Origin of the sequence: Bradyrhizobium sp. DN3, from assembly GCF_041357655.1 — a bacterium.
Taxonomy (GTDB): Bacteria; Pseudomonadota; Alphaproteobacteria; order Rhizobiales; family Xanthobacteraceae; genus Bradyrhizobium.
Genome location: NZ_JAULLN010000021.1, coordinates 23,466 through 45,306, shown reverse-complemented (window position 1 = coordinate 45,306; position 21,841 = coordinate 23,466). Strand labels below are relative to the sequence as shown.

General features: G+C 64.9%; 23 protein-coding genes. 7 read left to right on the top strand and 16 right to left on the bottom strand.

Annotated features, from left to right (window positions below; all coding sequences use genetic code 11):
* Positions 1-14: 14 nt before the first annotated feature.
* Positions 15-620, bottom strand: coding sequence for a TMEM175 family protein (locus AAE027_RS27645; protein WP_370989338.1), 606 nt, complete (start codon positions 618-620; stop codon positions 15-17).
* Between the two features lie 14 nt (positions 621-634).
* Positions 635-1,486: an alpha/beta fold hydrolase gene (locus tag AAE027_RS27640; protein ID WP_370989339.1), complete on the bottom strand. Its 852-nt coding sequence runs from the start codon at positions 1,484-1,486 to the stop codon at positions 635-637.
* 130 nt (positions 1,487-1,616) lie between these two features.
* Here AAE027_RS27640 and AAE027_RS27635 point away from each other — a divergent pair, with 130 nt between their 5' ends.
* A complete protein-coding gene (locus AAE027_RS27635; protein WP_370989340.1) occupies positions 1,617-2,237 on the top strand; it encodes a CGNR zinc finger domain-containing protein in 621 nt (206 codons plus the stop codon).
* Between the two features lie 27 nt (positions 2,238-2,264).
* Here AAE027_RS27635 and AAE027_RS27630 read toward each other — a convergent pair whose 3' ends face one another.
* Both AAE027_RS27630 and AAE027_RS27625 read right to left on the bottom strand, forming a co-directional pair.
* Positions 2,265-3,443, bottom strand: coding sequence for a cytochrome P450 (locus AAE027_RS27630; RefSeq protein ID WP_370989341.1), 1,179 nt, complete (start codon positions 3,441-3,443; stop codon positions 2,265-2,267).
* 16 nt (positions 3,444-3,459) lie between these two features.
* Complete coding sequence (locus AAE027_RS27625; protein ID WP_370989342.1) at positions 3,460-4,668, bottom strand: ABC transporter substrate-binding protein; 1,209 nt, start codon at positions 4,666-4,668, stop codon at positions 3,460-3,462.
* A gap of 112 nt (positions 4,669-4,780) precedes the next feature.
* Between AAE027_RS27625 and AAE027_RS27620 the strand changes: the two genes are divergently transcribed.
* Together AAE027_RS27620 and AAE027_RS27615 are read left to right on the top strand one after the other, a co-directional pair.
* Complete coding sequence (locus tag AAE027_RS27620) at positions 4,781-5,260, top strand: MarR family winged helix-turn-helix transcriptional regulator (RefSeq protein ID WP_370989343.1); 480 nt, start codon at positions 4,781-4,783, stop codon at positions 5,258-5,260.
* 178 nt (positions 5,261-5,438) lie between these two features.
* On the top strand, positions 5,439-6,374 hold the full coding sequence (locus tag AAE027_RS27615; protein ID WP_370989344.1) for a LysM peptidoglycan-binding domain-containing protein: 936 nt from the start codon (positions 5,439-5,441) through the stop codon (positions 6,372-6,374).
* Between the two features lie 196 nt (positions 6,375-6,570).
* Here the strand turns inward: AAE027_RS27615 and AAE027_RS27610 are convergent, their stop codons facing one another.
* Positions 6,571-7,644 (bottom strand): tartrate dehydrogenase, encoded by a 1,074-nt coding sequence (locus tag AAE027_RS27610; RefSeq protein WP_370989346.1) that lies wholly within the window; start codon positions 7,642-7,644, stop codon positions 6,571-6,573.
* A gap of 21 nt (positions 7,645-7,665) precedes the next feature.
* The gene (locus AAE027_RS27605; RefSeq protein WP_370989347.1) at positions 7,666-8,970 is read right to left on the bottom strand and encodes an MFS transporter; all 1,305 of its coding nucleotides are present in this window, start codon (positions 8,968-8,970) and stop codon (positions 7,666-7,668) included.
* 292 nt (positions 8,971-9,262) lie between these two features.
* On the opposite strand from AAE027_RS27605, the gene AAE027_RS27600 reads away from it, so the two are divergent.
* Together AAE027_RS27600 and AAE027_RS27595 are read left to right on the top strand one after the other, a co-directional pair.
* Complete coding sequence (locus tag AAE027_RS27600) at positions 9,263-10,177, top strand: LysR family transcriptional regulator (RefSeq protein ID WP_370989348.1); 915 nt, start codon at positions 9,263-9,265, stop codon at positions 10,175-10,177.
* 37 nt (positions 10,178-10,214) lie between these two features.
* On the top strand, positions 10,215-11,039 hold the full coding sequence (locus AAE027_RS27595) for an aspartate dehydrogenase (protein WP_370989349.1): 825 nt from the start codon (positions 10,215-10,217) through the stop codon (positions 11,037-11,039).
* Between the two features lie 3 nt (positions 11,040-11,042).
* Here AAE027_RS27595 and AAE027_RS27590 read toward each other — a convergent pair whose 3' ends face one another.
* From AAE027_RS27590 to AAE027_RS27550, 9 genes are all read right to left on the bottom strand, one after another.
* Positions 11,043-12,347, bottom strand: coding sequence for a PQQ-dependent sugar dehydrogenase (locus tag AAE027_RS27590; RefSeq protein WP_370989350.1), 1,305 nt, complete (start codon positions 12,345-12,347; stop codon positions 11,043-11,045).
* 142 nt (positions 12,348-12,489) lie between these two features.
* Positions 12,490-12,699 carry a hypothetical protein gene (locus AAE027_RS27585; RefSeq protein ID WP_370989351.1) on the bottom strand — a complete coding sequence of 70 codons (210 nt, stop codon included), beginning with the start codon at positions 12,697-12,699 and terminating at the stop codon, positions 12,490-12,492.
* A gap of 239 nt (positions 12,700-12,938) precedes the next feature.
* Positions 12,939-13,565 (bottom strand): methyltransferase family protein, encoded by a 627-nt coding sequence (locus AAE027_RS27580; RefSeq protein WP_370989352.1) that lies wholly within the window; start codon positions 13,563-13,565, stop codon positions 12,939-12,941.
* Positions 13,566-13,592: 27 nt separating this feature from the next.
* The gene (locus AAE027_RS27575) at positions 13,593-14,624 is read right to left on the bottom strand and encodes an NAD-dependent epimerase/dehydratase family protein (protein ID WP_370989353.1); all 1,032 of its coding nucleotides are present in this window, start codon (positions 14,622-14,624) and stop codon (positions 13,593-13,595) included.
* A gap of 30 nt (positions 14,625-14,654) precedes the next feature.
* Positions 14,655-15,173: an Mpo1 family 2-hydroxy fatty acid dioxygenase gene (locus tag AAE027_RS27570; protein ID WP_370989354.1), complete on the bottom strand. Its 519-nt coding sequence runs from the start codon at positions 15,171-15,173 to the stop codon at positions 14,655-14,657.
* 175 nt (positions 15,174-15,348) lie between these two features.
* Positions 15,349-16,017: an OmpA family protein gene (locus AAE027_RS27565; RefSeq protein ID WP_370989355.1), complete on the bottom strand. Its 669-nt coding sequence runs from the start codon at positions 16,015-16,017 to the stop codon at positions 15,349-15,351.
* Entirely contained in the window at positions 16,017-16,433 is a 417-nt protein-coding gene (locus AAE027_RS27560) for a hypothetical protein (protein ID WP_091879108.1), read from the bottom strand. The genes AAE027_RS27565 and AAE027_RS27560 overlap by 1 nt, the downstream gene beginning before the upstream one ends.
* A gap of 89 nt (positions 16,434-16,522) precedes the next feature.
* The gene (locus tag AAE027_RS27555) at positions 16,523-16,813 is read right to left on the bottom strand and encodes a type II toxin-antitoxin system HicB family antitoxin (protein ID WP_370989356.1); all 291 of its coding nucleotides are present in this window, start codon (positions 16,811-16,813) and stop codon (positions 16,523-16,525) included.
* A gap of 4 nt (positions 16,814-16,817) precedes the next feature.
* Positions 16,818-19,391 (bottom strand): ATP-dependent helicase, encoded by a 2,574-nt coding sequence (locus AAE027_RS27550; protein WP_370989357.1) that lies wholly within the window; start codon positions 19,389-19,391, stop codon positions 16,818-16,820.
* Between the two features lie 237 nt (positions 19,392-19,628).
* On the opposite strand from AAE027_RS27550, the gene AAE027_RS27545 reads away from it, so the two are divergent.
* Positions 19,629-19,802, top strand: coding sequence for a DUF1328 domain-containing protein (locus AAE027_RS27545; RefSeq protein WP_018319670.1), 174 nt, complete (start codon positions 19,629-19,631; stop codon positions 19,800-19,802).
* Between the two features lie 5 nt (positions 19,803-19,807).
* On the opposite strand, the gene AAE027_RS27540 is transcribed toward AAE027_RS27545, so the two are convergent.
* Positions 19,808-20,314 carry a thioesterase family protein gene (locus AAE027_RS27540; RefSeq protein ID WP_249757759.1) on the bottom strand — a complete coding sequence of 169 codons (507 nt, stop codon included), beginning with the start codon at positions 20,312-20,314 and terminating at the stop codon, positions 19,808-19,810.
* Between the two features lie 86 nt (positions 20,315-20,400).
* Between AAE027_RS27540 and AAE027_RS27535 the strand changes: the two genes are divergently transcribed.
* Positions 20,401-21,825, top strand: a complete 1,425-nt coding sequence (locus AAE027_RS27535) for an FAD-binding oxidoreductase (protein WP_249757758.1) — start codon at positions 20,401-20,403, stop codon at positions 21,823-21,825.
* Positions 21,826-21,841: the final 16 nt, after the last annotated feature.

The window sequence follows — 21,841 nt, the reverse complement described above, 5'->3', positions numbered from 1 at the left end:
GCCACGGTGCTGGCTCACTGGGACTTGTCCGGCGTGCCGTCCTCGGCACCCGGCGCCTCCGGTCTCAAATAGACGATCAGGCAGCAGCAACACATCGCAAGCCCGGCGACGGGGAAGCGCAGGGCGACCGCGGCCGCGAGCGCGAAGACGCCGAGGGTCACGATCGAGCGGACGCGCATGATCTTGCGCTCCCGCGGCGCGACCTCGCTATCCGGCGCTCCTCCGACGAGATCCCAGATTAGTGCGACATAGGTCGCGTTCACCAGGAAGAACACCGCGGCATAGAACGCGACCGGCTGCGGTGCGAGCTCGCTCACCGCCATCCAGGCGGTGGAGAGCGGCAGCAGCGACACCGAGAACAGATGCGCGAAGTTGAACCACATCAGTCGCGGCGTCGCTTCGCTCGCATAGCGCATCAGATGGTGATGGTTGGCCCAGACGATCGCGATGAAGACGTAACTGACGGCATAAGAGAGCCACGTCGGCCACAGCGCCAGCAACGCCGCAAAGGTCGGGATTTCCGGCGGACGAAGCTCCAGCACGAGCACCGTAATCAGGACCGCGAACACGCCGTCCGAAAATGCGCTGAGCCGTTCCGGAGATCGTCTCGCATGGGCCATGGCGACAGCTTCCGTTATTTCAAGAACGCGCGAATGCTTTGCGCGATCTCCTTCGCATGCGTTTCCAGCGCAAAATGGCCGGTGTCGAAGAATTGCACCGCCGCATTGGGGTTGTCGCGCTTGAATGCCTCGGCGCCGGGCGGGATGAAGAACGGATCGTTCTTGCCCCAGGCCGCCAGGAACGGCGGCTTGTGAGTGCGGAAATAGCTTTGGAATGACGGATAGAGCGCGACGTTGCTCTTGTAGTCGCCGAACAGATCGAGCTGCACGTCGTCGGCGCCGGGGCGCGCGAGATAGAAATTGTCGAGGTTCTGGCCGTCCGGCGACACCACGGCCGGATCGGGAACGCCATGCGTGTACTGCCAGCGCGTGGCCTCCGGCGTGAGCAAGGTGCGCAGCGCCTCGCGATTGGCCGGTGAAGGGTCTTGCCAATAGGCCTTGATCGGAGTCCAGCCTTCGCTGAGGCCCTCCTCATAGGCATTGCCGTTCTGCGAGATGATGGCCGTGATCCGCTCGGGATGGCTGAGCGCCAGCCGAAAGCCCGTCGGCGCGCCATAGTCGAACACATAGATTGCGAAACGATCGAAACCGATCACTTCGGTGAAGCGCTCGATCACGCGCGCGACGTTGTCGAAGGTGTAGCGGAAGGTGTCGCGTGCGGGCATGTCGGACTGGCCGAAACCGGGAAGGTCCGGCGCCACGATGTGAAACCGGTCTGCAAGCTGCGGGATGAGGTCGCGGAACATGTGTCCCGCGCTCGGGAAGCCGTGCAGCAGGAGGAGCTTCGGCGCGCCGGCGGGGCCGGCCTCGCGATAGAACACCTTGAAGCCGTCGACGTCTGCGGTGCGGTAGGTGGTCGGGGTCATGGCCGGTCTCCATTACTGGTCGTAACCAGCTAAAGCGATTTTTAGAGGTTATTAATCTGTGACGTAACTTGTCAATAGCCTTTTTAGAGGTTACCTAGAGCCCAGGTTTCGGACCGGACAGGGACCGCTCATGGACAGACCGCCCGCCATGTTCATCGCCGACTCGCTCGGCCTTGATTTCCTCAACTCGGTGGCGACACCGGTCGATACGCCGGTCGATTGGCTCGACGATGGCGAGGGTCTGGTCGACTGGCTGGCACAGGCGAAGCTGGTGCCGGCGGATGAGCTGGGTGCGCTGAAGGCGCGCGCGATGCCGGGCGAGCTCGACAAGGTCGCCGGTCAGGCCTGTGCCTTGCGCGAGTGGTTTCGCGGTTTCGTTCAGGCGCATGCCGGCCGGCCGCTCACTGCGAAGGCGTTGCATGAGCTTGGCCCGCTGAACGGCGTCCTGGAGCGCGATGAGGCGTTCAGGCAGATCGTGCCGCGCAACGGTGAGCAGGGTGACGGTCTTGCGCTGCTCAGGATGCGGCGCTGGCGATCACCCGAATCCCTGCTGCTGCCGATCGGGGAAGCCTTGGCGAAATTCGTCTGCGAGGAGGATTTTTCCGACGTGAAGGCATGCGAGGGTCATAACTGCACGATGCTGTTCGCCGACCATACCCGGAGGCGCGCGCGGCGATGGTGCACAATGGCGATCTGCGGCAACCGGGCCAAGCAGGCCGCACACCGCAGCCGGCTCAAGAGCCGGCAGTGATCGACCGCGGCGCTACATGCGACGCAGTCAGGCCGCTGCGACGCGAACCGGCATGCTCGCAAGGCCGCGCAGGGAATTGTTGAGCCTGCGCTTCGGCTCAGCCGTGAGCTCGATGGTCTTCACGCGCCTTGCGAGCTCGCTGAAGATCAGCTCACCTTCCAGACGCGCGATCATCTGGCCGACGCAGGCGTGAATGCCGGCACCGAAGCCGACATGGCCGGTCGCGACCCGTTCCACGTCGAACCTATCAGATCTGTCCCAGCGCGCGGGATCGCGGTTGGCGGAGGCCATGAACAGCAGCACCTTGCGATGCGCCGGGATCACGCCGCCGCCGATCTCGACGTCGCGCGAGGTGGTGCGAAAGAACGTCTGCACCGGTGAATCATAACGCAGGCCTTCCTCGAAAGCATTGCGCGCCAGCTCCGGTCTGTGGTGGAGCTTGCGATATTCATCCGGATGGGTGGCGAGCGCGAGCAGGGTGTTGCCGATACCGTTGACGGTGGTGTCGATCCCGGCAGTGAGGAACGGCCGCACCAGATGCGTTGCCTCATGCTCGGTGATCTCACCCTCGTCGGCCGCCTGGTAGATCATCATGCCGAGCCCGTCGGGCTGCAATGCATCTCGCGCGCAACATTCCATGATCCAGCTCTGGGCCGCGAGACCTGCCTTGCGCGATGCGGCCAGCATCTCGTTGTCAGGGCCAAAGCTGTCGAACACGAACGTGCTCCAGGCCAGCAGCTTCTCACGGCCGTCCGGCCGGATGCCGATCGCATCCGGAAACACCTTCATGGGATAGGCTTCGGCGAGATCGGTTACGGCATCGAATGAGCCTCTGTCGATCAGCTCCGACACCTTCTTCTCCGCTTCCCGCTGAAACGTCTCGCGCAGCTTCCTTGCGACGCCGGGAGACAGGGTGCGGCCGAGAACCCGCCGGCCTTTGTCGTGGTCGGGCGGATCGATCTGGAGCGTCAGCGGCTTTGGCAGTGCCGGGTTCATGCCGTGGAGCCCGACGCCCTCGCCACTGATGAACGTCTTCCAGTCCTTCAGGGCCGGTTCGACCTCGGCATAGCCTGCCATGGCCCACACGCCGTAGCGCTCCAGCGCGAACGCAGGCCCGAGCGCGCGCAACGCCTCATAGGCAGGATAGGGGTCGATCAGGAAGTCAGGTGCAAACGGGTCAACCGGACTCGATGCAATGCCGCTCATGGTCAGCTCCCAACGGCTATTGTTTCGTCAGCGGGCACTGGCCTTCGCTCTCGGACCGAAACGCGTCCTCGCCCCTGACCGTGGCGACCACCTTCAGCAGATCCCAGGCGGAGGTCGACTCGTCGGGAGCCTTGACCTGCAAGAGGTAGAGCGGATGGATCTTGCGTCCGTCCTTGCGGATGTAGCCCTTGCCGAACAGCGGATCGTCGGTCGGCATCTGCTTCATCGCCGCTACCACCGCCTTGCCGTCCTTGGCGCCGCCGGCCTTGTCGACCGCCTTGAGATAGTGAATGGCCGAGGCATAGACGCCGGCCTGCATGTCGTTCGGATAGGCCTTCGAGGGAATGCGTTCGGCGAAACGTTTTGCGAAAGCACGCGTGCCGTCGTTCAGATCCCAGTAGAACGGGTTCATGATCTGCGCGCCCTGCGCAAATTTCAGTCCGAGTGCGGGCAGGCCGTTCATGCCGAGGATCAGTCCGGCCAGCTTGTGGTCCTTGGTCAGCCCGAATTCGGCGGCCTGCTTCATCGATGTGATGGTGTCGTCCCCGGCATTGGCAAAGCCGATGACGTTCGCGCCCGACGCCTGGGCCTGGAGCAGGAAGGAGGCGTAGTCGGCCGTTCCCAGTGGATGCCGCACGCTGCCGAGCACCTCGCCGCCGGACGCTTTCACGGCCTCCGCCGCCTGCTTCTCCAGATCATGGCCGAAGGCATAGTCGGCGGTGATGAAGAACCATTTCTTGCCGCCCTGCTGCACGATCGCCTTGCCGAGGCCGCGACCATAGGCATAGGTGTCGTAGGTCCAGTGCACGGTGTTCGGTGTGCATTTCTCGCCGGTCAGGAGCACCGTTCCGGCGCCCGATCCGACGAAGACCTTGTTCTTCTCGGCACTCATGCCGGCGACAGCGAGCGCGATCGACGAGTTCGGAATGTCGAAGATCGCGTCGACGCCGTCGTTCTCGTACCAGCGCCTGGCGATACCAATGCCGATGTCGGTCTTGTTCTGATGGTCGGCCGCGACGACCTCGACCGGCTTGCCGCCGGCCTTTCCGCCATAGTCCTCGACCGCCATCTTGGCGGCGATGACCGAGCCGATGCCCTGATAGCTCGCGAACGGACCCGATTGGTCGTTCAGGATGCCGATCTTGACGACATCCTGGGCGAATGCCGGTGCGGCCGTCAGCATCGCGGCCAACATGCATAATTTATGCAGGAATTTGCTGTTCATTGTCTCCCTCCCATATGCGGTCTTGGTGCCGCTGAATAATAGTTATATTTTATAGCTATTTTTGAGAGTGTCAATTCGGCCGACTTATGGCCGCCGCCGCGGATTGAGGATCATGAGCTCGAAAGCGTTACGACCCGGAGCGAAGTCCGCTCAGCAATCGGAGACATCGCTCGATTTGCGCGCGCTTCAGCGGACGCCCGGCTTCATGCTGCGGCTTGCGCAGCTGAAGTTCTTCGAAGGCTTCTACGAGGAGTTCGCCGCATTGGGCCTGACGCCCGCGACCTATGCGATCTTCGCCGTCATTCGCGACAATCCGGGCGTTCCCCCCAGCAGCCTTGCCAGCCTGCTCCGCCTGCGCCTGCCGAACCTGATCAAGATCCTGAACGAGCTCGAATCATCCGGCTTCATCAAGCGCAACCGCTCGAAGTCCGATCGCCGTGCCGTCGAACTGATGCTCACGCCAAAGGGCGCAAAGCTCATTGCCGAGGGGGCAAGGCTGACGCAGCCCTACAATGAAAGGATGCTGGCGCCGCTCAGCGAGGCCGAGCAGCGTACGCTGCTCGACCTCTTGAACCGGATTCTGCCGCTCTAGCCCTTCTGGGACGATCTGAGGCCGATCGTCGCAAAGCTGTCATCTCCCGCCGAGGCGCGGCAGCTCGATGGGTTTCCGAAGGGCCGCAGCCGGTTCCGTGCCCCAAAATCCACCCAATCGGTGGTCACTAAGCCCGCGGGGGAGGCCACTGCCTCCCCGTGGCGGGACTGCTGGACGGATGATTCATGTGAGGCGACTAGTCGTGCTGGCAGCGGTTGCGCTGCTCGCCTTGAGCAGCGGCATGGCCGCGGCCTCACCGGCCAAGTCCAAGACCACTGCGGCCGTCCCCGCCGCGCCGCCGCCACCGCCGTTCGAGCCATTGCCGCCGCCGAAGGTTTATCTGTTCCGCGGCGCCATGGGCCCGATCTTCTCGACCGGCATGGATCGGCTCGGCGAGAAGCTGACGCAGGCCGGCTTCTCCGCCGACGTCTACGAATTCACGCTGTGCCGGCTGATCGGCAACCGCGTCATCGCCAGCTACAAGGAGAAGGCGGCGCCGATCGTGCTGATCGGGCACTCCATGGGCGGGCTGTGCTCGATCGTCATCTCCGAGATGGCGGCCAAGGAGAACATCCCGATCAGCCTCGTCATCGCCATCGATCCCGCGCATGCGACCGGCGACGTGCCGCTCAATGTCGAGCGTTTCATCAACATCTTCCTGTCCGACAGCGTGCTCGGCGGCGGCGACGTCGTGGCCGTGCCCGGTTTTCGCGGCCATTATGCCAGCTATGATCTGAAGGAAAACGCGCGCGTCTCGCACATCAACATCGAGAAGTCCGACGACATCCATCGCCAGATCGTCGAGATGGTCACGAAGTTGCCGCGCATCCCACCGCAGACCCAGGCCGATGCCGTGCCGCTGCGCTATCTCGTGCCCGCCGATACGCTGGTCGAATTATGGGACAGCGGCGTTCGGCTGCCGGTTCGTCGCGGCGACACCATGGAGAGCATCGCCGCCGCCAACCGTGTGCCGCTGTGGTCGCTCGCGCAGAGCAATTCGCTTGCAGAGGACGCGCAGCTCACGCCCGGCCAGACCATCATCGTCCCGCGTCATCTGACACCACCGGAGCCGGCCGCAGCGATGGCGATGCCGCCGCCGGCCGGGCGGAGGTAGGGCTTCTAATCGTAGTCACGAAGGCGGTGCGCTCCCTCCCCCGCTTGCGGGGGAGGGTTGGGGAGAGGGTGTCTCCACAAGCGAGAACCTCCAGAGAGGAGAGAGCCCTCACCCGCGCCTTCGGCGCGACCTCTCCCGCAAGCGGGAGAGGTGCAGGGAACCAGCGGCAAGACTAGTCTTAATAGCGGCAACGACCTCACACGTTCGACCCGTGAATCGCGTCGATCACGGCATCCGTCACTTCCTTCGTCGTCGCCTTGCCGCCGACATCGGGCGTCAGCACACCGGCGGCGCAGACGCGCTCGACGGCGGCCATCAGTCTCGAGGCCGCGTCCTTCTCGCCGAGATGCTCGAGCATCTGCGCGCCGGTCCAGAACGTCGCGACCGGGTTGGCGATGCCTTTGCCGGTGATGTCGAAGGCCGAGCCGTGGATCGGCTCGAACATCGATGGGAAGCGGCGCTGCGGATCGATGTTGCCGGTCGGCGCGACGCCGAGGCTCCCGGCCAGCGCGCCGGCGAGATCGGAGAGGATGTCGGCATGGAGATTGGTCGCCACGATCGTGTCGAGGCTCTTCGGATGCAGCGTCATGCGCACCGTCATGGCGTCGACCAGCATCTTATCCCAGCTGACGTCGGGAAAATCAGCGGCGACCTCGGCCGCGATCTCGTCCCACATCACCATGCCATAGCGCTGCGCGTTCGACTTGGTCACGACCGTGAGCAGCTTGCGCGGACGCGACTGCGCGAGCTGGAACGCATATCGCATGATGCGGGTGACGCCGACGCGGGTGAAGACCGCGACTTCGGTGCCGACTTCTTCCGGCAGGCCCTTGTGGGCGCGGCCGCCCATGCCGGCATATTCGCCTTCCGAATTCTCGCGCACGATCACCCAGTCGAGATCGCCGACGCCGACATTGCGCAGCGGCGAGGCGACGCCCGGCAAAATTTTGGTCGGCCGCACGTTGGCGTATTGGTCGAAGCCCTGGCAGATCGGCAGGCGCAGTCCCCACAGCGTGATGTGGTCGGGCACGTCGGGCGCACCGACCGCGCCGAAATAGATCGCGTCGAATTTCTTCAGCTCGGTGAGCCCATCGGCCGGCATCATCACGCCGTGCTTCTTGTAATAGTCCGAGCCCCAGTCGAACGTCTTGACGTTGAAGGCGAGGTCGCCGCTGCGTTTTGCCAGCGCGTCCAGCACGCGGATTCCGGCCGAGATGACCTCGGGACCGATCCCGTCGGCGGGAATGGCTGCGATCGAATGGGTGCGCATGAGAATGCTCCGTTTGAGAGATCAGTTGGATTGTGGGACGGGTTCGACGGGCGCGGTTTGTGCGCGCGACAATAGCAGGGTGAGGACCGCAGAGAGAACGAGCAGGCCGGCGACGAAGTAGAGCCCGCCGACAAAACTGCCGGTCTGGTCCTTGATCCAGCCGATCATGGCCGGACCGACGAAACCGCCGAGATTGCCGATCGAGTTGATGGTGGCAATGCCGGCCGCGGCCGCGGCCGCGGGTCCGGACAGGAACAGCGTCGGCATGCTCCAGAGCGGCGGTTTTGCCGAGGAGATGCCGATATTGACCAGCGTCAGCGCGACCAGCACGGCGACGACGCCGGTCGCAAGGCCGGCATAGGCGAGGCCCGCGGCGGCGATCAGGCAGGCCCACACGACGTGCCAGGTGCGCTCGCCGGTGCGGTCCGAGTGCCGCGCCCACAGGATCATGGCGATGACGGCGGCCGTTGCCGGCAGCGCATTGAGGAAGCCGACCTGAAGCGAGGACAGGCCGAACTGCTTGATGATCTGCGGCGCCCAGACGCCGAGCGTATAGAGGCCGGCCGAAGTGCCGAAATAGATCAGCGACAACGCCAGCACGCGGGGATCGGCGAGCCCGCGCCAGATGCTGTGGCTCGCGGTCGCGGCCTTGCTGGTGGTCTCCACGTTCATGGTCTCGACCAGCCAGCGCCGTTCGTCCTCCGCAAGCCATTTCGCCTTCTCCGGACGGTCGGTCAAAAAGCCCAGCACGACGAAGCCGAGCAGCACGGCCGGCAGCGCCTCCAGCACGAACAGCCATTGCCAGCCCTTGAAGCCGAACATTCCGTCCATCTCCAGCAGTGCACCTGATATCGGCGAGCCCAGCACGGTCGAGAGCGGCGCGGCCGCCATGAACAGTGCCGTCACCGCGGCACGCTGGCGCGCCGGAAACCAGTAGGAGAGGTAGAGGATGATGCCGGGAAAGAAGCCGGCTTCGGCGACGCCGAGCAGGAAGCGCAGCACGTAGAAGCTGGTCGGCCCTTGCACGAACGCCATCGCGGCCGAGACCAGACCCCAGGTGATCATGACCCGTGCGATCCAGATCCGCGCGCCGATCTTGTGCAGGATGATGTTGGAGGGCACCTCGAACAAGAAATAGCCCCAGAAGAAGATGCCGGCACCGAAGCCATAGACCGCGGGCGACAGGCCGATGTCCTTGTTCATCGTCAGCGACGCGAAGCCGATGTTGACGCGATCGATGAAGGCCACGAAGTACAGCAACATGATGAAGGGAACGATGCGCAAGGTGATCTTGCGCAGCACGCGCGTCTGAATCTCGCTCGCCACCCTGGCCTCCTCAGGTTCCGGTTTGTTGTTGTGTGGCGGACCCGAAAGGTCCACGCCGGCGGCAAGCCTAGGCGGGGAACGGAGACGGACTCAATTGGCGCTGGTTTATACAAAAAAATGATATAATCCTCGGGAGGTAACCTATGCGAGGTGAGCGTTAGGCGCGCTGACGCTTCCTCGCCGTCATGGCCGGGCTTGTCCCGGCCATCCACGTCTTGCGGCGCGGTGCAAAGAACGTGGATGCCCGGGACAAGCCCGGGCATGACGATCTCGCGACACGAGAGGATTTGGGATGGAATTGCATCAGTTGCGATGCTTCGTGGCGGCGGCCGAACAGCTGCATTTCGGCCGCGCGGCGCAGCAGCTCCAGATGCTGCCCTCCGCGCTCGGCCGCCAGATCAGGCTGCTCGAGGAGGATCTGGGCACGCGGCTGTTCGCGCGGACGACGCGCGCGGTGTCACTCACCGAGGATGGAACGACGCTGCTGCGCGATGCTCGCGCCATCCTCGCCCGGGTCGAGGCGGTTGAGAGCAATTTGCGCAACCGCTCACGCGCAGGCGCGCGGCGGCTCCGGGTCGGCGCCATCGACAGCGCGGCGGCGGGGTTGCTGCCGCCGCTGCTGCGCGATTTCCGCGACAAGCATGCTGACATCGCGGTCCAGCTCCTGGAGGACAAGACGGTCCGGCTGCTGCCGAAGATCCTGACCGGCGCCCTCGATCTCGCCTTCGTTCGCCCTCCCGACAATGCGGACAAGCGGCTGGAATTCCGCGATCTGCTCCAGGAGACGGCGATCGTGGCGTTCCCGCAGCGGCATCCGCTGGCCAAGAGGACGTCGATCAGGCTGGCTGACATCGCCGACGAGGCGATGCTGGTGCCGGACCGCCGCTCGCGGCCGCACAGCCATGACCTTACGATGAAGCTGTTCGAGCAGGCCGGATTAACACCGCGCATCGTGCAGGTCGCCGATGAGAAGCAGACCATCATCAACCTGGTCGCAACCCGGCTCGGCGTTGCGATCGTGCCGCGCTGGACCGCGCGGATGGCAGTGACCGGCGTACGCTTCGTGCCGCTCCGGCCGAAGCAGGTCGGCCCGGTCGGCCGGCTGCCGCTCGCCGCCGCATGGCTGCGCGGCTCGCGCGATCCGGCCCGCGACGCCATGCTGGCAGTGCTGGAGACGCGTCTGCGCAGCTATGCGCGGGAGGCGTGAGGCGCTATGACCAAAGCTCGGATCAAAGGTGAGTGCGATGACTGAACAGAGAGCGTCGAGCGAGTTGCGGGTTGCCATCGCGGGATTGGGCTCGATCGGCACCAAGATCGCGACCGCGCTCGACCAGGGCATCGAAGGACTGACACTGTCGGCGGTGGCCATGCGCGATCCCGCCAAGCATCGGGCGTTTCTCGGCGGCCTGCGCAGCTCGCCGCGGGTCTTGCCGATCGACCAGCTCGGCAACGCCGCCGACATAGTGGTGGAGTGTGCGCCGAGCCGGCATCTGCGCGAGATCGTCGAGCCTGCGGTCAGGCGTGGCAAGGCCGCGGTCGTGGTCAGCGTCGGCGGGCTGCTCGACAATTTCGATCTCGTCGATCTCGCCCGTGCCAATGGTGGCCGCATCATCGTGCCGACCGGCGCGCTGATCGGGCTCGACGCCGTCAACGCTGCCGCAATCGGCACCATTCATTCGGTGAAGATGGTGACGCGCAAGCCGATCGACGGCTTGAAGGGCGCGCCGTTCATCGTCGAGAACAATATCGATATCGACAAGCTGCGCGAGCCGCTCAAGCTGTTCGAAGGCACCGCGCGCGAGGCCGCAAAGGGTTTCCCGGCCAATCTCAACGTCGCGGTGGCGCTGTCGCTTGCGGGCGTCGGGCCCGACCGCACGCAGGTGCAGATCTGGGCTGACCCGACCGTGACGCGCAACGTTCATCGCATCGAGGTCGAGGCGGATTCCGCTCGCTTCTCGATGTCCATCGAGAACATCCCGTCCGAAAATCCCAAGACCGGCCTGATCACCGCACTGTCGGTGATCGCGCTGCTGCGCAAGCAGCGCGCCACGTTGTGTGTGGGGACTTGAGTTTTAAGCCCCCGTCACGCGCCAGATCACGTTGCCGACATCGTCGGCCATCAGCAGCGACTTCTTGTCGGGGCCGATCACGACGCCGACCGGGCGGCCGTAGGATTCCTTCTCGTCCGGGGACAGGAAGCCCGACAGGATGTCGCGACCGGGGCCGGACGGCTTGCCGTTCTCGAACGGAATGAACACCAGCTTATAGCCCGACAGCTTGCTGCGATTCCATGAGCCGTGCTGGCCGATCACCATGCCGTCGGGGAAGCCGGGCAGGGTCCCTGCGGGCATCCAGCACAGGCCGAGCGAAGCGGTGTGGCCGCCGAGCGCGTAGTCCGGTTGAAGCGCCTTGGCGACCATCGCCGGATCCTGCGGCACGCGGTCGTCCACCGTCTTGCCCCAGTAGCAATAGGGCCAGCCATAGAAGCCGCCGTCGCGCACCGAAGTGAGATAGTCCGGCGGCGTCTCGTCACCGAGCCCGTCGCGCTCGTTGACGACGGTCCAGAGCACGCCCGTCGTTGGCTCCCAAGCGAGTCCCACGGGATTGCGCAGGCCCGCGCCGAAAATGCGATGCGTGCCGGCGACGAGGTCGAGCTCGTAGACCGCGGCGCGGCCTTCTTCGACCTCCATGCCCATCTCGGCGATGTTGGTGAGCGAGCCGACACCGGCATAAAGTTTTTTGCCGTCGGGGCTCGCGAGCAGGCTGCGGGTCCAGTGGCCGCCCGGCTTGAACATCGTGAGCCGCTTGCCCGGCGCGGTGATGCGGTCGGCATTGGCGACGTAAGGAAACGCCATCACACCATCGGTGTTGCCGACATAGAAGGTGTCGCCGACCAGCGCCATGCCGAACGGCTGGCTGAGGTTTTCCATGAAGGCACCGCGAACCTCCGCGACGCCGTCGCCGTCCTTGTCGCGCAAGAGCGTGATGCGGTTGGCGGAAACGCCGAGCGCTGCGGCGCGCCGCATCGTCGCCTGCATCGCATAGTGAAACACGGTGCGCGGGGGGCCGGCGATCTGCGTCGCTTCCGCGATCAGCACGTCGCCATTGGGCAGCACCTCGATCCAGCGCGGATGATCGAGCTCGGTCGCGAACGCATTGACCTTGAGCCCGGGCGCGACGGTCGGCTTCTGGCCCTCGCTCCAGCCGCGCGCGGTCGGCATCTTCAGTGTCGGGATCGCGCCTTGCGGCTTCGCCTGGGGGATCGCAGGCGTCTCTCCCCAGGCGGGTGCGGGCTCGGTGCCCGAGAGCTTCCGCCATTGCAGCGCAATGCCGCCGAGGAGCGCAACGAACTGCGCAAAGATGCTTGAAAACGTCATGAGAAGCCCCTGTGTGCGCGCGCATCCAACTGGTTGACGGGACAGACGTCAACCTGTGCGGCATGCCGCCGGGGTCTATTCCCTTGGAATGGCAGCCGATCGAATTTGCATGGGACGAGCACCGACGGGCTGTGCGTGGAGATCAGCGGGCGATTTGCCGCTCGAGCCGGCGTGCCGCGCGAACATCATCGAGGTGACGGATGTTCGGTCTGAGCGCGGCCTCCTTGGACAGGAGGTGATAGACCCGCGCCACCGTGCGCTGCTTTCGCTTCGGCCACCCGGGCGGCAACACCCGCGCCTTGCGGACGGCGGCAATCGCGTGCTCGCGAAAATAATCGTAGGCATCCGACATGGCTCGATGCTCTGCGGGTGGTGCAGGTTCGAGGGGTAACGGGGCAGGGAGCGGCGGTTCCCGGCGAGGCGCACTGCCTCCACAACGTCGTCCTGGCGAAAGCCAGGACCCATACCGCGGAATCTATCGATTGCGGCGCGGTGGGAGGACCGGACGGCGAGTCTCCGCCAAACTCCTCCCTGGGGTAATGGGTCCTGGCTTTCGCCAGGACGACATCGGAGGGTGTGGCGGCGTCTTCGTCACCGCGGCGACAGGAACGGGATGATCATCGGCACGCGGCGGCAATAGGCGCCGTACGCGTCCTCGCCGAGTTCCTTGGACAAGAACACTTCTTCCATCCGGCCCTTCTGCCACATGCCGAGCGAGATCAGGATGGCACCGAGGATCGCGGTCACCGTGCCGACTGCGATGCCGGTCGCGAGCATGCCCGCGATCAGCCCGGTGTAGATCGGGTGGCGCACGATGCCGTAGGGACCCGTGTCGACGACGCGATGGTCTTCCTTGTGGGTGATGGTGTTGGACCAGAATTTTCCGAGATGCAGCCGTCCCCACCAGGTGAAGGAGATGCCGGCGAGCACGATCAGGGCCGTGATGTAGACGCCAATATTGCTGAACACCCAGAGCGGCTTCTCGTTCAGCACCTCGGCTGTCCACGGCGTGAACAGGATGCCGCCGACCAGGATCGGGATCCGATAGCGGCCGGATTCCAGCGTCATCACCTGCTTCTGGGTGCGGCCCTGCCAGAACGAGGCGCCGACCCAACTGGCGAGCCAGGCGAGCCAGATCAGGGCGAGCAGTTGCGTCGGCCAGGTCGTGGTCCAACCACCCCAGGCGACAGAGAGAAGCTTGCTGAAATCGAAGGACATGAAGGTTCTTTGCGTTGGGCGGAGCGCTCAGCTCGCGCGCGAGGAGAGCGCGTGATGCTCGATGGCGCCGGAGGCGGGCAGGCCGCCGCGGGCGAGAAGGTGGGTGATGGTTTCGCGCAGGACCGGCTCGATCGGACGCGGCGAATAGCCGAGTTCGGTGCGGGCCTTGCCGATCGAGAGATCGCTCGCGGCCAGCGCAATGCGCACGCCCTCGGCGGTGCCGTTCGGCGGCCGGCGCGTGATGTGATCGGCGATGTATTCAAGCATGATCGCGGAGAGCTCGGCGATCCTGCCGGGCACGACGACCGGAAACTGCCGGCGGCCGCTCATCGCCGACATCATGCGCAGGATGTTGCCGAGCGGGACGCAGTCGCCGCCGAGAATGTAGCGCTGGCCGATGCGGCCACGCTCCATGGTCAGCACGAGGCCCATGGCGACGTCGCGGACATCGACGAGGTTGACCAGGAAGTTGAGATGCGGCTGCACCTTCTTCTGGAGGAAGTACCACAGCATCGCGGTCGGCGGCGTCAGATTGTGATCGGCTGCGCCGATCGGCATGGTCGGCGTGCCGATCACGAGCGGATAGCCGCTGGCCGCGGCCTTCGCGGCGCAATGCTCGGCGAGCGACTTCGAGCGCGTATAGGCGCCGGGCATCGCATCGGCCGGCTGCAGCGCCTCCTCGGCGGGAACACCGTTGAGGTCGGAATAGGGGAACAGGATCGATTCGGTCGAGCAGTGCAGGAAGCGCGACACGCCGCGCTTCATCGCGGCCGCGAGCACGATCTCGGTGCCGCGGCAATTGACCTCGTGAAAGTCCTGCTTGTTGGCGGCCCACATGCCGGGCAGGCCGGCGAGGTGATAGACCTGATCGACGCCGGCCAGCGCGGCATCGACCGCATCGCGGTCCAGCACCGAGCCATGGGCATATTCGACATCCGCGTTCGCCGCGGCCGGGGCGCGAACATCGAGAACACGCACCCGCTGCCCACGGGCGCGGAGCGCTTCTACGAGATGATGTCCGATGAAGCCGCTGCCACCGGTAACCAGTACGAGAGCCATGAAGACGGTTTGCTGTTTCGCTTCTGGAAGTTATCGGGTCGAAAGGGAATTGGTCGGAAGAGGCCCCAGAATCGCGGCAAGGTCGCGACGGAAGCCCAGTGCAATGAATAATTTTGCCATCACGAACATCGGTCCAAGCAAAAGATGCGAAGGAAAAGTGAACAACGAGGCCTCGCGCCCCTCAAAAACCTTGTGGCCGATGGTCTGCGCGGCGAGGCCGAGCACGACCAGCGTGGCGAAAATCGCCCACATCACCACGGTGCTGACTTGCGCCGCGATGGCGGTCGCAATCGAAAACAGCACAATGGAGACGACCAGAATGCCGAGCCCGAGCCCCAGATCGAGCAGCAGCCAGTAAATCAGAACCGGCAGCGCCAGGATCACCGCGAGGCTGACATCGAATCCGAACAGCGGCAGCTTGACCAGTGTCAACGGCATGACAGCGCCGGTGAACAGCAGGAGGATGCCGACCACATGCATCGCCGTGTTCCGGGGATCGCGATGGTACTCGACGTAGACGGCAAGTTGGCGCTGAAAAAAGCCACCCATTTCGGTCTCATGCAGCACGGGGTCGGGGGAAGGGGCGAACAGAGGCTATAGCACCTGATAGGGCGGTGCACAAACCGGCGCTATTGTCGCGCGAGACCGCGCTGTTGCGCTGTGAGACAGGTCACAAAATGGCCAGAACTTCAAAGGGTTCCGTCGGCCGCGAAGCCGCGTTCGCTCAGCGTTTCTTGGCGGGCTTTTTCGCCGCAGGCGCAGGTGCCGCAGCCGGACGCGCAGGCTCCTCCGGCAGCTTGGCATAGGTCAGGATCTGCAACTGGCCGTTGACGGCCGAAGTCGGCTTGGCCCGGTCGAGAAACTGCTCCTCGCCGAGGCCGATCGGATGCAGCCGCTTGGTCGAGATCTTGAACGTGTTCACCAGCACGTCGCGGATCGCGTCCGCGCGGCGCTGGCTCAGGATCGCATTGGCCTCGCGCGTCTTCGAGTTGGACTCGACATGTCCGACGATCAAGAAGGTGTAGGGCAGCAGCGAGGAATGCACCAGCGCATCCGCAATGCGGCCCACGGTCTGATAGGATGCCGGCTGGATGATCGGCGTGTCGGCGTCGAACTGGATCTGTGCGTTGAAGGCGGGCAGCTTGGCGAGGTCAGGCGCGATCAGCGGCCGGTTCACCGGACCGGGATCGTTCTTGATCCTGGCCTTTGCGCGCTCCATCACCTGCTGCTTCAGCGCGGGAAGGTCGACCTCGGCGGCTTCCTCGAAATGGTTGAGCTTGCCGACGATGTCGTCGCGGGTCGGCGCCGCCGTCTGCGCGCGGGCGGCGCCCGCGAGCAGGGCGAAGCCCAGCGCGATGCCTAGTCCGGCGGTGGAGCGCCCCTTCGCGCGCATCAGCGATACCCCGCGTCGTCGACGGCCTTCAGGCAGTTGTTGCTGATGCCCTTGGGCGTCGAGACCAGGCAGGGGATCGATTTGCTGGTCTCCTTGGTCGAGCCGCCGCAGACCTTGACGATTTCGCGCTGGCAGGCGTTCGCCACCGTGACGCGCGCGGCGACGCGCTTCTGGATGGCGTCGAAGACGCCGAGATAGTCGCTCTGGCATTGCGGGGACAGCACGTCGCGGTTGCGCGACAGGCACTCCTTCAGCCGGGTCGAATCCGGATTGACGCCGCGGCAATTGGCGACGATTTCCGCACCGCAGCTCGCCGCCAGCTTTCCGATCGAATCGCCAAAGCTCATGGTCTCCGCCGCCGCAAGCGACGGCATCCCCAATACAAGTACGATCAATGTGATGGAGCCCCGGACCATGGGTTGCATCTGATACGGGGAAGTTCGCGATGGTCAAGGCCTGTTCGGACCAGAACTGTCGAGAGTCCGGCCAGTGCGGCGAACAGTCCTCACTCCGTGGTATCCGCGCGGGCGGGAAATTCGATCCGGGCGACCATGTGGTTCCTGAGATCGTCGGCAAATTCCGGATCGGCCTCGAGCTCAGCCAGCGTTCGCGGCGGAGGAAGCTGCCGGCCGCCCTCGATCAGGTCCTGCGCATAGAGCGCGAGCGCCTCGGGCGCATTCTCCAGGGCCTCGTCGACGTCGTCGCCACCGGAAATACAGCCGGGCAGGTCCGGAAACCAGACGCCGACGGCATCGTCCGGGCCGGCATCCTCGATGATGGCGATGTAGTGAGGCATGGCCTCACGCCCGCTGCACAAAGCTGTCCACGACCTTCTTCTCGCCGGCCTTGTCGAAGGCGATGGTGAGCTTGTTGCCGTCGATCTTGGTGACGCGGCCATAGCCGAATTTCTGGTGGAAGACTCGGTCTTCCAGCGAGAATTCCGAGGTCGTGCCGGTCGACTTGGCGACCAGCTCGCCCTCGATGGTGAGGGGACCGCGGCGGCGCGAGGAGAAGCTGCCGAAATCGGGCGAGGACGAAGAGGAGAACGAGGTGGCCTCTTCCTCGAAACCGCCGCGGTTGCGGTTGGCCTGCGCCCGCTGCCAGCCCGGCGTCGAATAGCTGGAGCCGAACGCCTCCATGTCGTCGAAGCGGGAGGCGCCATAGCCGCCGGTGCCGCCCCAGGCCGAGCCGCCCTTGGATTCCGTGATCTCGACATTGGCCGCCGGCAATTCGTCGAGGAAGCGCGACGGGATCGTGGTCGACCAGGTGCCATGGATCCGGCGGTTGGTCGCAAAATAGATTTTCGCGCGGCGGCGGGCGCGCGTGAGACCGACATGGCCGAGCCGGCGCTCTTCTTCCAGCCCGGCGCGGCCTTGCTCATCCAGCGTGCGCTGGCTCGGGAACAGGCCTTCCTCCCAGCCCGGCAAGAACACGTTGTCGAATTCGAGTCCCTTGGCCGAATGCAGCGTCATCAGCGACACCGCGTCGTCCTCAGCGCCGCCGTCGCGGTCCATCACCAGCGAGATGTGCTCGAGGAATCCCTGCAGGTTCTCGAACTCCTCCATCGAGCGCACGAGTTCTTTCAGGTTCTCCAGTCGGCCCGCGGCGTCGGCCGAACGGTCCTTCTGCCACATCTCGGTGTATCCGCTCTCGTCGAGCACGGCCTGGGCGAGGTCGGTATGCGCGGTGACTTCGCGCTGGGCACGCCAGCGGTCGAACTGCGCAATGAGATCGCGAAGCGACCCGCGCGCCTTCGGCTTCAGCTCGTCGGTCTCGACCACCGCGCGAGCCGCTTCGAACAAGGGAATGCGGCGCTTGCGGGCGTGGTCGTGCAGCATCTGCACGGTGGCGTCGCCAAGCCCGCGCTTGGGCGTATTGACGATACGCTCGAAGGCGAGATCGTCGGCGGGTGAATTGATGACGCGCAGATAGGCGAGCGCGTCGCGGATCTCGGCGCGCTCATAGAAGCGCGGGCCGCCGATCACGCGATAGGGCAGGCCGAGCGTGACAAAGCGGTCTTCGAACTCGCGCATCTGGTAGGAGGCGCGCACCAGGATCGCGATCTCATTGAGCTTCTCGCCCTGGCGCTGGAGCTGCTCGATCTCCTCGCCGATGCCGCGCGCTTCCTCTTCGGAATCCCACGAGCCCGTCACCGTGACCTTCTCGCCGTCCTGGTCCTCGGTGCGCAGCGTCTTGCCGAGCCGACCTTCATTATGTGCGATCAAATGCGAGGCGGCGGCGAGGATGTGGCCGGTCGAGCGGTAATTGCGCTCGAGGCGGATCACCTTGGCTCCCGGAAAATCGTGCTCGAAGCGCAGGATGTTGTCGACCTCGGCGCCGCGCCAGCCATAGATCGACTGGTCGTCGTCTCCGACGCAGCAGATGTTTTTGGTGGGGCCCTTCTGCTCCCTCTCCCCGTCCTTCACGGGGAGAGGGCTGGGGTGAGGGGCTCTCTCCGCGAGCGATATCTCTGGTTGGCCCTGTACCCCCTCACCCGGATCGCCTAAAGGCGATCCAACCTCTCCCCGCAAGCGGGGAGAGGTGAAGGAGGGAGAAGACGGCGCCTGCGATAGCAGCCGCAGCCACAGATATTGCGCGACGTTGGTGTCTTGGTACTCGTCGACCAGGATGAATTTGAAGCGCTGCTGGTATTGCCTGAGGATGTCCGGATGCTCGCGGAAGATGCGAATGTTCTCCAGCAGCAGATCGCCGAAATCGGCGGCGTTCAATATCTTCAGCCGCTCCTGGTAGCTCGCATAGAGCTTGCCGCCCTTGCCGTTGGCGAACATCGCGGCCTCGCCCGACGGCACCTGCGACGGCATCAGGCCGCGGTTCTTCCAGCCGTCAATCAGCCCGGCCAGCATGCGCGCCGGCCAGCGCTTGTCGTCGATGTTCTCGGCCTGGAGCAACTGCTTGAGCAGCCGGACCTGGTCGTCGACATCGAGCACGGTGAAGTTCGACTTGAGCTGCGCCAGTTCGGCATGGACGCGTAGGATGCGGCCGCCGATGGAGTGGAAGGTGCCGAGCCACGGCATGCCCTCGACGGCATGGCCCAGCATCTGGCCGAGCCGGTGCTTCATCTCGCGCGCGGCCTTGTTGGTGAAGGTCACCGACAGGATCTCGGCGGGGCGGGCGCGGCCCTGGCTTAGGATGTGGGCGATGCGCGTGGTCAGGACGCGCGTCTTGCCGGTGCCGGCGCCGGCCAGCACCAGGACCGGACCGTCCAGCGTCTCCACCGCCTCGCGCTGCTCCGGATTGAGCCCGGACAGATATTTCGGGCCCACCGAGGCGCGCGCACGCGCGGCGATGCCGCCGGCTGCGGGCTGGTGGTCGGGAACGCCTGTGATCTTGCTCGGCTCGGTCATGCGAATCATTGGCCCCACGATGGCACCGCGGGGTGACGGAAGGGAGCCTTCTTAACAGGGATTGGTCCCTATATGGGGCGTCGTGACACGGTTTTCCACGTGCGCGGCAGCCCGATTTGTTCCTGCGAAGGCAGCGAATTTCGCTCTTGCGTGGGCCGGAACCATCGTTCTCGCGTCGAGATTGTCTGGGCAGGTGGCGCGGCAGCCGCGCTGGACGCAGACAGACATCAAGACGAGGGTTTGACCATGCTTGGCTGGGTTGTGACGTTTCTGGTTATCGCACTGATCGCCGGTATCCTGGGCTTCGGCGGCATCGCCGGCGCCTCGATCGAGATCGCCAAGATCATCTTCTTCATCGCGGTCGTCCTGTTCCTGGTCTCGGCCGTGGTCGGCTTGGCGCGCGGCCGCAACAGGGTATAGCGCGGCTACCGCTTCGAGGGCATCGCCACGTTCCGGCCGATGCCCTCGGGTCGGGCTACCGCGCTGTGCGCCTTTGTGACCGCAGCGATGCGCTCGCGGATATCAGGCGGAAACGGCGCAACGCGCCGCGCATTCATGTCCATGTGCAGCGACATGTTCTCGGACGTGGCCGACAACCAGCCCTCGGTCGCGTGTCGCATCTCCTCAAAGGTGTGCAGCCGCTTGTCGTCGGCCTCCAGCAGCCAGACGAAAATCTGCACGGGATCGCCGAGGTGGATCTCGCGCAAATAGCGCACATGGCATTCGGCGGTGAAGCTCGAGCCGCCTCGCTCCTTCATGTAGGCCGGGCCCATCCCGAGCTCGAGCCAGAGCTGGTCGATCGCCCGGTCGAACATCACGTTGTAATAGGCCATATTGAGATGGCCGTTGTAGTCGATCCATTGCGGCTCGATCTGCATGATCGAGGCGCGGAATGGCTGCGCTTGGGGCGCTGAGGCGGTAGTCTCCGGCATATATCCTTCCCTAGCCATGCGTCCGGTCCCTTGACTTGACCGGTTTTATGTCCTTTGCCACGGTTCTTCTCTCGGGAGGAATGTCCGTGGGCACGACCATCACCAATAATCCGCCGCGGCCGGAGCCGAAAGCCCTCGCAAGTGCGCTGGAACAGCTTGCCGCACGCTTCGGCAACCGCCTCATCACCTCGCAGGCCGTTCGCGAACAGCACGGCCATACCACGACATGGATCGTCAACCAGCCGCCCGACGGCGTGGTGATGGCGCAGGAGACCGCCGACATCCAGGACGTGGTGCGGATCTGTGCCAACAATCGCGTCCCCGTCATTCCCTTCGGCACCGGCACCTCGCTCGAGGGCCAGGTCAACGCGCCCGCCGGCGGCATCTCGGTCGACCTGCGCGACATGAACAAGGTGCTCGCGGTGCATGCCGAGGACCTCGACTGCGTGATCCAGCCCGGCGTCACCCGCAAGGCGCTCAACGAGCATCTGCGCGACCAGGGCCTGTTCTTCCCGATCGATCCCGGCGCGGACGCTTCGCTCGGCGGCATGGCCTCGACCCGCGCCTCCGGCACCAATGCGGTGCGCTACGGCACCATGCGCGAGAGCGTGCTGGCGCTGAAAGTCGTGCGCGGCGACGGCGAGATCATCACCACAGGCACGCGTGCCAAGAAATCATCCGCCGGCTACGACCTCACCCATCTGTTCGTCGGCGCCGAAGGCACGCTCGGCATCATCTCGGAATTGACCATTCGCCTGCGCGGCATCCCCGAGACCATCGCGGCCGGCGCGGTGTCATTCGAAACCGTGCACGGCGCCTGTCAGGCGGTGATCCTGGCGATCCAGACCGGCATTCCCGTGGCGCGCATCGAGCTGCTCAATGCTGCGCAGGTCAAGGCCTGCAACGCCTATTCCAAGCTGACGCTGCCGGAGACGCCGCTGCTGCTGATGGAATTCCACGGCAGCGAGATCGAGGTTGGCGAGCAGTCCAAGGCCTTCGGCGAGATCGCGAAAGAGTGCGGCGGCGGCGAGTTCTCCTGGACCACCAAGCCGGAGGATCGCACCAAACTGTGGCAGGCCCGGCACGACGCCTATTGGTCGGTGAAGGCGCTACGTCCCGGCGACAGCATCGGCGTGGTCGCAACCGACGTCTGCGTGCCGATCTCGCGTCTCGCCGACTGCGTCAGCGAGACCGAGGAGGATCTCAAGCGCCTCAACCTGTTGTCGCCGATCGTCGGCCATGTCGGCGACGGTAATTTCCATTGCTCGCTGGTGTGTGACGTCAACGATCCCGGCGAGATGGCGCGCGGCGAGGAGTTCATGCATCGCCTGGTCGAGCGTGCGCAGGCAATGGACGGTACCTGCACCGGCGAGCACGGCATCGGCCAGGGCAAGCAGAAATATCTCAAGGCCGAGCTCGGTCCCGAAGCGCTGGATGCGATGCGGGCGCTGAAAAAGGCGCTCGATCCGCTCAATATCTTCAACCCCGGCAAGATCGTGCCGGAGGCCTAGGGCCTGCGCAGCCGGG